11 protein-coding genes are annotated in these 10,054 nt (G+C 61.3%); 3 read left to right on the top strand and 8 right to left on the bottom strand.

Translation table 11 applies throughout. From position 1 onward, the window contains the following. Positions 1–5: 5 nt before the first annotated feature. Positions 6–1,022, bottom strand: a complete 1,017-nt coding sequence (locus M5C01_RS20785) for a zinc-dependent alcohol dehydrogenase family protein (RefSeq protein ID WP_152740862.1) — start codon at positions 1,020–1,022, stop codon at positions 6–8. A gap of 57 nt (positions 1,023–1,079) precedes the next feature. Beyond that, positions 1,080–2,966: an ATP-dependent zinc metalloprotease FtsH gene (gene ftsH / locus M5C01_RS20780; RefSeq protein ID WP_152740863.1), complete on the bottom strand. Its 1,887-nt coding sequence runs from the start codon at positions 2,964–2,966 to the stop codon at positions 1,080–1,082. Positions 2,967–3,269: 303 nt separating this feature from the next. Between ftsH and M5C01_RS20775 the strand changes: the two genes are divergently transcribed. Continuing rightward, positions 3,270–3,524, top strand: coding sequence for an Lpp/OprI family alanine-zipper lipoprotein (locus tag M5C01_RS20775; protein ID WP_152740864.1), 255 nt, complete (start codon positions 3,270–3,272; stop codon positions 3,522–3,524). Between the two features lie 81 nt (positions 3,525–3,605). Here the strand turns inward: M5C01_RS20775 and M5C01_RS20770 are convergent, their stop codons facing one another. The 3 genes from M5C01_RS20770 to M5C01_RS20760 are packed head-to-tail and all read right to left on the bottom strand — an operon-like array spanning position 3,606 to position 6,144. Beyond that, complete coding sequence (locus M5C01_RS20770; RefSeq protein WP_152740865.1) at positions 3,606–4,820, bottom strand: pyridoxal phosphate-dependent aminotransferase; 1,215 nt, start codon at positions 4,818–4,820, stop codon at positions 3,606–3,608. Next, positions 4,817–5,479, bottom strand: a complete 663-nt coding sequence (locus M5C01_RS20765; protein WP_152740866.1) for an RraA family protein — start codon at positions 5,477–5,479, stop codon at positions 4,817–4,819. Before M5C01_RS20765 ends, M5C01_RS20770 begins: the two co-directional genes overlap by 4 nt. After that, a complete protein-coding gene (locus tag M5C01_RS20760; RefSeq protein WP_152740867.1) occupies positions 5,476–6,144 on the bottom strand; it encodes an RraA family protein in 669 nt (222 codons plus the stop codon). Before M5C01_RS20760 ends, M5C01_RS20765 begins: the two co-directional genes overlap by 4 nt. A 105-nt stretch (positions 6,145–6,249) precedes the next feature. Between M5C01_RS20760 and M5C01_RS20755 the strand changes: the two genes are divergently transcribed. Continuing rightward, positions 6,250–7,143, top strand: coding sequence for a LysR family transcriptional regulator (locus M5C01_RS20755; protein WP_152740868.1), 894 nt, complete (start codon positions 6,250–6,252; stop codon positions 7,141–7,143). A gap of 149 nt (positions 7,144–7,292) precedes the next feature. Then, positions 7,293–8,129, top strand: coding sequence for an alpha/beta hydrolase (locus M5C01_RS20750; protein ID WP_178129942.1), 837 nt, complete (start codon positions 7,293–7,295; stop codon positions 8,127–8,129). A gap of 72 nt (positions 8,130–8,201) precedes the next feature. Here the strand turns inward: M5C01_RS20750 and M5C01_RS20745 are convergent, their stop codons facing one another. The 3 genes from M5C01_RS20745 to M5C01_RS20735 are packed head-to-tail and all read right to left on the bottom strand — an operon-like array spanning position 8,202 to position 9,817. Beyond that, positions 8,202–8,912: an SDR family oxidoreductase gene (locus M5C01_RS20745; protein WP_152740869.1), complete on the bottom strand. Its 711-nt coding sequence runs from the start codon at positions 8,910–8,912 to the stop codon at positions 8,202–8,204. 42 nt (positions 8,913–8,954) lie between these two features. After that, positions 8,955–9,605 (bottom strand): DsbA family oxidoreductase, encoded by a 651-nt coding sequence (locus M5C01_RS20740; RefSeq protein ID WP_152740870.1) that lies wholly within the window; start codon positions 9,603–9,605, stop codon positions 8,955–8,957. Next, positions 9,602–9,817, bottom strand: coding sequence for a 4-oxalocrotonate tautomerase family protein (locus M5C01_RS20735; RefSeq protein ID WP_152740871.1), 216 nt, complete (start codon positions 9,815–9,817; stop codon positions 9,602–9,604). Before M5C01_RS20735 ends, M5C01_RS20740 begins: the two co-directional genes overlap by 4 nt. Positions 9,818–10,054: the final 237 nt, after the last annotated feature.

The raw sequence follows: 10,054 nt of genomic DNA, 5'->3' as shown, positions 1-10,054 counted from the left end.
ACTCGCTAGAGCGCATCGTGATCCTGCTCGGTTGCTGGCCAGGGGGTCAGCACGATTGCCCCCTTGACCGCTCCCGCCCTGAGTTGCGCCAAGGCCTGGTTGGCCTCGGCCAGGGGAAAAACCGTGACGTCGCAATGTACCGGTGTGCGGCGGATTTCGTCGAAAAATGCCGTGCCGTCGTCGCGCGTGAGATTGGCTACCGAGCGTATGCAGCGTTCGCCCCACAGTAGCCGGTAGGGAAAACCTGGCACATCGCTCATATGAATACCGGCGCAGATCACACAGCCCCCGCGGACCGTGGAGGCCAGCGCCTGTGGGACCAACGGACCGACCGGGGCAAAGATCAGGCTCGCATCCAGCAGGTGGGGGGACGGCTGGTCCGAAGGGCCCGCCCAGGTCGCGCCGAGTGCACGAGCGTAAGCCTGGCCTTCGGTGTCTCCGGGCCGGGTGAAGGCATAGACTTGCTGTCCCCGGCCCAGCGCCACCTGGATCGCCAGATGGGCCGCCGCGCCGAAGCCGTAGAGACCCAGGTGCTGCGCCGTGCCGGCCATGCGCAAGGCGCGAAAGCCGATCAAGCCGGCGCAGAGCAGGGGCGCGGCTTCAGTCGCGCTCATGCCTTCGGGCAGGGCAAAGCAGAATCGGGCATCGGCCACTGTGTATTGCGCATAGCCGCCGTCCAGGTGACAGCCGGTGAATTGCGCTTGCTCGCAGAGATTTTCCCGGCCCGAGCGGCAGAATTCGCATTCCCCGCATGTCCAGCCCAACCAGGGCACGCCGACCCGCTGGCCGATCCAGCTGGAGGCGACATCGCTGCCGACAGCGATCACTTCACCGACGATTTCATGCCCGGGCACCCTGGGCAGCACCGCCTGGGGCAGTTCTCCGTCCAGCAGATGCAGATCCGTGCGGCACACGCCACAGGCCAGCACCTTGATCAGCAGTTGCCCTTGCGCTGGATGCGGAATCTGCCGCTCCTCCGATTGCAGGGGCTGGCCGGGGGCGTGCAGGACCATGGCATGCATGACGATTCTCCTGAAACAGTGATGTTGCAGCGATCCCAGATCAGCTGCCCATGTTGTTCAGCGGTGCCGCTCGAAGAGGGGCGTGGTCCCGTCCACGGCCTGACCCAATGGGCCGGTGAGGGCGATAACATGACGGGCTTCGCAGGCCGACGGCATCAGGGCGGGGAACTCCTCGGGCGTGAGCGTCTCCTTCTCCATCAACAGGTTGGCACCGCTATCCAGATCGGCGCGCCGCTGCTTGAGCAGCGCCTGCGCACGTGTATAGGCTTCATCGAGCAAGACACGAATACCCAGGTCGATCTCCCGGGCAGTCTGTTCCGAGTAGTCTTTTTCGCCCATGCCAGGCAGATGTTCACCCAGATAGGTGGAAGACCGCCGTTCCAGTACCGACTGGCCGAGCTCGGCGCTCATGCCGAAGCGGGTGATCAACTGCCGGGCGATATCGGTGGCGCGTGCCAGATCGTCGGCCGCACCAGTGGAGATCTGGCCATAGACGATGTATTCGGCCGCGCGTCCGGCCATCAGCACCACAATCCGATCCTTGAGCATCTGGCAACTGATCAGGAAGTGGTCTTCGGTCGGTCGCTGCAAGGTGTAGCCCAATGAGCCGGCGGCGCGGGGGATAATGGACACTTTGTGCACCGGGTCCATCCCGGGCAGGGTCGCGGCAGCCAGGGCATGTCCCATCTCGTGATAGGCCACGATCAGGCGTTCTTCGGGATGCAGCAGGCTGCTTTTATGTTCAAGGCCCACGACGATGCGTTCTACCGCGTTGGTGAAGTCCTGCAGGTTGACGCTCGAGCCTGCCCGGCGGGTGGCGACGATTGCGGCTTCATTGATCAGGTTGGCCAAGTCGGCCCCGGTAAAACCAGTGGTGATATCGGCAATTCGCTCGGCATCGGTGCCGGGGTCCAGGGTGATTTTCTGCAGGTGGACCTTGAGAATGGCCAGGCGTCCCTTGCGGTCGGGACGGTCGATCAGGATCTGCCGATCAAAGCGACCGGCGCGCAGCAGGGCGGGATCAAGAATTTCCGGGCGGTTGGTCGCCGCCAGCAGGACCACCCCTTCGCGGGGGTCAAAGCCATCCAGTTCCGCCAGTAGCTGATTGAGGGTCTGTTCTTTTTCATCGTTGCCCCCCAGGGTTCCCACACCGCGCGCCTTGCCCAAGGCATCCAGCTCGTCGATGAAAATAATGCAGGGGGCGGCCTGCCGTGCCTGCTCGAACAGGTCACGGACCCGGGCGGCGCCGACGCCAACGAACATCTCGACGAATTCGGACCCCGAGATGGAAAAAAACGGTACGCCGGCTTCACCGGCAATGGCCTTGGCCGCCAGGGTCTTGCCGGTCCCCGGAGGACCGACCAGCAGCGTGCCTTTGGGAATATGGGCGCCCAGGCGCGAGTATTGTTCCTTGTCCTTGAGGAAGGAGACGATTTCCACCAGCTCGGCCTTGGCCTCGTCGATACCGGCGACATCGGCAAAGGTCACGCCGGTATCGCGCTGGACAAAGACCTTGGCCCGCGACTTGCCGACATTCATCATTCCGCCGAGGCCCTGCTTCTCGGCCATGCCGCGGAACAGGAAGTGCCAGACCACCATGATCATGACAAAGGGCAGCAGCCAGCCGATCAAGCCGGTGAGCAAGGTGTTTTCAGTGACCCCGGAGAAGGAGGCATTGGACTGTGCCAGTTCGGTCGCCAGGGCGGGGTCGACGCGTACCGTGCTGAATCGATCATGGCCATTGATGGGTTCTTGCAGCTTGCCGCTGATCTGATCCTTTTCCACTTGCAAGTCACTGACTTTGTGAGCGTCCAGCAGTTGGAGGAACTGGCTGTAGGGCAGGCTTTCCACGGGGTGTTGTTGACCGAGGAACATCTGCAGTGCGGCAAACGCCAACAAGGCGATGAAGAAATACGACAGGTTCCACTGATGAGTCTTTTTCATGACCTTGGCCCAGGGAGCAAAGAGGGGAGAGGGCGGTATTTTCAACGCCGGGCTATTCGGGTTCGTCGTTCATGACGCAGCGCAACAGACCGGCCACTTCCGAGTTCTACGCTTTGGGGCTGGGAAATCATTGAGTTATATCAAAAATGCCTGGATCTGCGGTCCACGGGTGTTGCCCTTTGGGCGAAGGGTTGTGTCCGACATTCGCGCCGTTAGTTGATAAAGATCAGAGTTCGGTTTTCTTCAGCCCCGATACTTTCCGGACCATCTGATTTCTCAAGTGCACTTACCGAGGGCAATACCATGAACAAGTTTCTGTCTGTTGCAGTACTGGGCGTGATGCTGGCGGCAACCGCGGGTTGCAGTCATCAACATGCCCGTGAAATGGATGCGCGCCTGGACTCCGCGGAAAACAATGCCGCGTCGGCCCGCTTAAAAGCTGATGAGGCCTACACCAAGGCCGAGCAGGCAATGGCCGCCGCCGCCCAGGCGCAACGCACGGCCGACGAGGCCAACGAACGGGCCAACCGCATGCTGGAAAAAGCCGCTCGCAAGTAACGACGGTTGTGCTACCCGGCTAGGGAGGCCGGGGTTGGCGCGCTCCGAACGGGCATTATGTCCGCAGTTGCCTGTTCCGGCTTAACGCAATGAACGACAAAACCGTTGAATGGCATCGCAGGCCTGACGTAGCGAATCGTCATCCAAGGCATAGGCGATACGGATATAAGGCCCCAACCCGAACGCGCTGCCCTGCACAACGGCGACATCCGCTTCATCCAGCAGCGCATGGGCGATATCTTCATCGTTGTGCAGTACTCGCCCTGCGGGAGAGGTGCTGCCAATCAGGCCGGCACAGGAGGCAAAAGCATAGAACGCGCCCGCCGGACTCACGCATTCCAGTCCTGGTATGTCATTCAGCAGTGCCACCATCAAGTCGCGACGACGCTGGAAAACCGCCCGGCTTTCCTGGATGAAGTCCTTGGGGCCTTCCAGTGCCGCGAGTGCCGCTTGTTGTGAAACCGAACTCGCCCCCGAGGTCTGTTGCCCTTGCAGCTTTTCCATGGCATCCAGCAACCAGCGTGGCCCGGTGGCAAAGCCGATGCGCCAGCCGGTCATGGCATAGGCCTTGGAGACGCCGTTCATGGTCAGGGTTCGCGCTGCCAGCCGTGGCTCCACCTGGGCCAGGGTATGGAAGGTTTGATCGTCGAAGATCAGGTGTTCATAGATATCATCGGCCAGGATCAGCACCTGGGGATGGGCCAGCAATACCTCGGCCAGTGCCTGGAGCTCCTCCCGGCTGTACACCGCGCCGGTGGGGTTGGACGGCGAATTGAGGATCAGCCAGCGGGTCTGCGGCGTGATTGCGTCATTCAGTGCCGAGGCGGTCAGCTTGAAACCCGTATCGGCATCACAGACGACGATCCGGGTTTCGCCACCGCACAGCTGGACCATCTCCGGGTAACTGACCCAGTAGGGCGCGGGTACTATGACCTGGTCGCCCTCGTTCAGCGTGGCCGCCAGGGCGTTGTAGATCACCTGTTTGCCGCCGTTGCAGACCAGGGTGTCCTGCCAGGTGACGTCCAGGCCGTTCTCGCGCCGGAACTTGGCGGCCACCGCTTCACGCAGCGAACGGACACCGGCGACCTGGGTGTAGCGGGTGTGGCCGTGTTCGATGGCATCAATGGCCGCTGCGCGTACATGCGCGGGCGTATCGAAGTCCGGTTCGCCCGCGCAGAGTGAAATGATCGTTGCGCCTTGCGCCCGCCGTTCCGCCACCCGGTCCATGATCCGGTAGGTCGCCGACGGTTGCGCGCTGGCCAGGCGCCGGTTCAGGCGTTGAATATCGATGCTCATACTTTCCTCTGCAGGTTGTGATAACCCAATGCGGCCCTGGCTTCTTTCAGGGTTTTGCCTTGGTTGATCAGGGCGCGAATCTCGGCTTCGACCGTTTCGATCTGGCGGGCATAGGCCGCTACTTCGACGGCACGGGCACGGGGCACGATCACCACGCCGTTGGCATCGGCGACCACGATGTCGCGGGCGCAAACCCGGGCGCTGCCGATGGACACCGGTTGGTTGACTGACTGAACCTGTACGCGGTCCTTGCCGGTGCGCATGAAGCGGCCCTTGCTGAAGATCGGGTAGCCATCGCCCAGCGCCTTGTTCACGTCTCGGCAGACACCGTCGATAACGGTGCCGGCAATCCGTCGTGCGCCGGCGTACTGGGTCATGATGTCGCCCCAGACCGTGCAGTCGGTGCGCCCGCCGTTGTCGATGACCACGATGTCACCGGGCGCCACGTCCTCGATAAAGTCACCCACGGTGCCGGGCGGCACGCTGGCCGTGACGTACTGCACGGTGAACGCCGGGCCGACGATCACCTGGCTGTAATTGCCCAGGGGCGCGATCCCGAAGCATTGGCCGGGCAGGCCGAGCTTGTCCATGGCATCGGACACGCCCGGGGTGTCGAGTCCCTCGAAGAGGGCGACCAGTTGGCGGTCTTCCGGGCTCATCGGCTGTGCTCCACATGGATGGCTTCGAACTGGGTGTCATGCATCACCTCGGCCACCGAGCGGCCGCTGCGCACGGCCTCGACCATGCCGTCCTGGCGACGGGCAATACGTTCGCCAAGGTCGAGCACTTTATCGATGTGGACAGTGGAGACGAACACCGTGCCGCAGTTGTCGGCGATCACATAGTCATCCTCGCTGACGGCCACGCCGGCCACGTTGATTGTCACGGCGGCATCGACCTGCACCACACGATTGCGCGCGCTGATCATCGTGACGCCACGGCCGTAGACCGGGTAGCCGATCGCTGCGCTGCCGTCGATATCGCGACTGAAACCGTCGATCACCGTGCCGCGTACCTGCTTGGCGGACGCGGCATTGGCGAGGATATCGCCCCAGCAGGAAATGCCTTCGAGACCGCCGGCAATCACCAGTACACGATCGTCGCTGTCGATCTGTTCGACCACCGGAGTGATCAGGTGCACGGTGGGTGTTTTATCGGACTTGGGGGCCAGCAGTACGGTACTGGCCCGGCCGACGATTTTCGGGCACTTCCACAGCGGACGTAGCCCTACCGTGGCGCCGGGCAGGCCGAGGAAATCGAGCGCATCGGACACGGTGTTGGTGTCCAGCGCCGCCAAGCGTTCCAGCAAACTCTTGTGGGTCATGGGGGAGCCCCTGTGGTGACGGAGGCGCCCAGTGTCGGCGAGGAGGTTTGATAGGTATATTACTAATCACAGAAGCGTTGGATACGCTGAACCTATGGATAAACCATGATCAATTTCCGTCTGATTCGTCACCTCTGGTTGTTCCTGGCGGTTGCCGAGGAACAGAATTTCGGCCGCGCCGCCAAGCGTCTGGGCATGTCCCAGCCACCGTTGAGCGAGCAGATCCAGGTCCTGGAACAAGCGCTCAAGGTCACGCTCTTCGAGCGTTCGCGACGGGGTGCGAAACTGACCCCGGTCGGGGCCGCGATCCTGCCGGCGGTACGCAAGTTCGCCGAGCAACTGGAACGTCTGGAACTGGCCGTGGAAGAGGCGGTGGCGGGGCAGTCGGGCCTGTTGACCATCGGCGCGATTTCAACGGCCATGTTTGACGTGTTGCCGGGGCTGATCGAACAACTGAAGCGTGAATACCCGCACCTCACGGTGTCGGTGCGGGAAATCGACAGCGTTGAAGCCGTCCCGGCGCTGGAGGCCGGGGATATCGATCTGGCGTTTGCCCGGCTGGACGGTGATCTGGGGGCGTCGATCCGGTCACTGCCATTGACGGAAGATCGTCTGGTGGTGGCATTGCCCGTCGATCACCCATTGGCCTCGCGTTCGCGTATCAGTCTGTCGAGTCTGGCCAACGAAGCCTTGGTGATGTTTTCTCGGAAGGTCAGCCCGGTGTATTTCGATAACCTGATTGCGACCTGTCGGGCCAGTGGTTTCTCCCCGCGTGTCTTGCATGAAGTGCGTTCGGTCGCGTCGCAGATCGCCTTTGTCAGCTATGGCCAAGGTATTGCGCTGGTACCGGCGTCGCTGAAAAAGCTGGCTCCCGCCAATGTGGTGTTCCGGCCGCTGAGCCAGAAGTTGCAGGTGGTCACCACCGCGATGGCCTGGAATACCAGCCGACCCCATCCATTGGTCGAAGCGCTGGTCGCCCGGTTCCAGGCCAAGGTGTGAGCGGGGTGTTTTTCAAGGCTGATAGGTTTTGCGTATGAAAACCTTCCTGAATCAGGAATTTACAGAAAACCTGATTCCCTTGAGATTGTCGCCCGTACCGTCGGCAATTCGTGTCCGTGCGAAAACCTTTTGTTCAAGGAGTTACCTCCGTGCCCTCACCGGAAACATTCACCCATACGCAGCTCCCTCTTACAGTCGAAGGGGTTCAACTGAACGTGGCGGCCATTTATCGTGAGGGTGACTTGGTGCCCATTGTCTTCCTGCATGGTTTTGGCTCGACCAAGGAAGACTATGCTGACATCGTGCTGCAGGGTGCCTTTTCCGGTCATCCCTTTGTCGCGTACGACGCGCCGGGCTGTGGTGAGAGCCAGTGCAGTGATTTATCGAGGATCTCCATCCCTTTCCTGCTGCAGACGGCCTTGCAGGTGCTGGAGCATTTCGGTATCGAGCGCTTCCATCTGGTCGGTCACTCCATGGGCGGACTCACCGCGCTGATGCTGGCCCATCAGTTCCCGCAGCGGATACTCAGCTTCGTCGATATCGAGGGCAATATTGCCCCGGAAGACTGCTTTCTCAGCCGACAGATCGTCGATTATCCGGCGGACGATCCCGAGGCTTTTTTTGCCGCGTTTATCGAGCGTACCCGCCAGGCTCCGGCGTATGCCAGTGCGCTTTATTCGGCCAGCTTGCGACACAAGGTGCGGGCCGGCGCGGTGCGCGGGATCTTCCAGTCAATGGTTGAGCTTTCCGATAACGCGGACCTGATGGGCAAATTTCTCGGCCTGAAATGCCCGCGCATGTTCATGTATGGCGAACAGAACGCCTCGTTGTCCTATCTCTCGCATATCCAGGCTGAAGGCGTGCGGCTGGCCCCCATCGCGCAGTGTGGCCACTTTCCCATGTATTCCAATCCGCTTGCGATGTGGCAGCAGATTGCCGATTTTCAGAACGCCGGCCAACGGAGTCCTTTACCCAACATGGATTGAGCCTGGCCGTCGACCTCCAATAAAAACGCCCCGAATCCTACAGGTCGAGGCGTTCTTCTTCAGCTCAGGTGCTTAGTGCCCGGCGCTCTGCCCACCGTCCACATGCAGGATCTCACCCGTCACAAACCCGGCCGACTCCAGGTAGACAATCGCCTGGACGATATCGCTGGTTTCCCCCATCCGCCCGACCGGATGCAGGCGGCCCAGTGCCTCATGGGTTTCTTCGGCATGCATCGGGGTCTTGATGATCCCGGGGCTGACCGCATTGACCCGGATCCCGCGCTTGGCGTACTCGATGGCCAGGGACTTGGTCGCCGAATTGAGCCCACCCTTGGTCAGCGAGGCCAGTACCGACGGCACCCCGTCAATGGCGTGATCCACCAGGCTGGTGGTGACATTGACGATATGGCCCTTGCCTTGTTTCTCCATTTCGGTAATCGCCAGCTGGCTGATGTAGAAGAAACCATTCAGGTTCACCGCCAGCACGTTGGCATAGTCTTCGTGGGTGTAGGCGGTGAACGGCTTGGCGATAAAGATCCCGGCATTGTTGATCAGGCTGTCGATGCGACCAAAACGGGCGACGCCTTCACGGATGACGCGCTCGGCGGTGGCCGGGTCGGCAATGTCACCGGCGACGGTGAGGATGTCCGGGTCTGTGGACGGCTTGACCGAGCGGGCGGTGGCAACCACCCGGTAATCGAGATCACGGTAGGCCTTGACCAGCGCCGCGCCGATCCCTTGGGAAGCGCCAGTAATCACAACGACTTTTTTTGCATGGCTCATGATAAAACCTCGATGGAAAGTAAGGGGGTAGGGCGTGATCAATCAAGCAGCGGCGGAGGCGATTTCCCGCAGCATCTGTTCGTAGTACTCGACCGACTGCGAGCCGGACACCAGATGACGGCCGTTGAGGATCATGGCCGGCACCGAGTTGATGCCGCGTGCGCGGTAGAAAGCCTCGAGTTCACGGACTTCGTCGGCGAACGCGCCGCTGGTCAGCACTTCACGGGCAGGCGCCGCCTGCAGTCCCGCTTCGGTTGCCAGACGCACCAGGGTTTCCCGGTCGCTCGGGTTCTGCCCGTCGCTGAAATAGGCGCGCAGCAAGGCTCGCTTCAGTTCGAGCTGCCGACCTTCCTGCAAGGCCCAGAGCAACAGGCGGTGGGCATCGAAGGTGTTGTAGAAATGGCTGCGTTTTTCCAGGTCGAACTGAAAACCGATGGCCTTGCCCCGGGTCATCAACATCTGCTTGCCTGCGGCGACTTCCTCGGCGCTGCGGCCGTATTTGCGCATCATGTGCCGCACCGCGTGCTCGCCTTCGGCCGGCATATCCGGGTTCAGTTCGAAGGGTTTGAAGGTCAACTCGACCGAGACTTCATCGGCCAGGTTGGCGATGGCCTGTTCCAGGGCCGTCACGCCCAGGGCGCACCAGGGGCAGACCACATCGGAGATGAAGTCGAGCTTGACCTGCGCGTTCATGACGGGTTCTGCGCCAGTTGGCGGCGGTATTGGGTGGTGCTGATGCCGGCGTAACCCCAGTTATCCGTGTCGACTTCCTCGATCACGATGTGGGTCAGGTCCGGGCGCTTGTTGAGCACCCGTTGCAGGGTTTCAGTGATTTCGGCAATCACCTGGGCTTTCTGCTCCGAGGTAACGCCATCGCGGGTTATGCGCACGCTGACAAAAGGCATGACAAGTCTCCAGTGACCTGCCCATCGGCATGATGGCAGGCAGTGGGAGCAATTTATTAGGTTGTTGAACGCGGATAAAGGTGGGGCAAAGAACATCATTAGTGAGGTGGTGTAATGAGTTTTGCGCTTGATCGGCGGGTTCGCTTACCCGGTTTGTGATCTATAGTCCTTATCGGATCAGTTGATAATCTCTTTCGCACGGACGCTACAAGGAGCTCCAGCCCGCTCCTTGGGCCA

This window comes from Pseudomonas sp. MWU12-2319 (assembly GCF_023242525.1).
GTDB classification, from domain to species: Bacteria; Pseudomonadota; Gammaproteobacteria; order Pseudomonadales; family Pseudomonadaceae; genus Aquipseudomonas; species Aquipseudomonas gingeri_D.
The sequence above is the reverse complement of the archived record's forward strand: the minus strand, read 5'-3'. Positions and strand labels throughout refer to the sequence as shown.

What these genes read in the sequence shown, in the direction of transcription:
- M5C01_RS20785 (WP_152740862.1), bottom strand. Translation starts at nt 1,022, where the DNA reads ATGCATGCCATGGTCCTGCACGCCCCCGGCCAGCCCCTGCAATCGGAG.
- ftsH (WP_152740863.1), bottom strand. Translation starts at nt 2,966, where the DNA reads ATGAAAAAGACTCATCAGTGGAACCTGTCGTATTTCTTCATCGCCTTG.
- M5C01_RS20775 (WP_152740864.1), top strand. Translation starts at nt 3,270, where the DNA reads ATGAACAAGTTTCTGTCTGTTGCAGTACTGGGCGTGATGCTGGCGGCA.
- M5C01_RS20770 (WP_152740865.1), bottom strand. Translation starts at nt 4,820, where the DNA reads ATGAGCATCGATATTCAACGCCTGAACCGGCGCCTGGCCAGCGCGCAA.
- M5C01_RS20765 (WP_152740866.1), bottom strand. Translation starts at nt 5,479, where the DNA reads ATGAGCCCGGAAGACCGCCAACTGGTCGCCCTCTTCGAGGGACTCGAC.
- M5C01_RS20760 (WP_152740867.1), bottom strand. Translation starts at nt 6,144, where the DNA reads ATGACCCACAAGAGTTTGCTGGAACGCTTGGCGGCGCTGGACACCAAC.
- M5C01_RS20755 (WP_152740868.1), top strand. Translation starts at nt 6,250, where the DNA reads ATGATCAATTTCCGTCTGATTCGTCACCTCTGGTTGTTCCTGGCGGTT.
- M5C01_RS20745 (WP_152740869.1), bottom strand. Translation starts at nt 8,912, where the DNA reads ATGAGCCATGCAAAAAAAGTCGTTGTGATTACTGGCGCTTCCCAAGGG.
- M5C01_RS20740 (WP_152740870.1), bottom strand. Translation starts at nt 9,605, where the DNA reads ATGAACGCGCAGGTCAAGCTCGACTTCATCTCCGATGTGGTCTGCCCC.
- M5C01_RS20735 (WP_152740871.1), bottom strand. Translation starts at nt 9,817, where the DNA reads ATGCCTTTTGTCAGCGTGCGCATAACCCGCGATGGCGTTACCTCGGAG.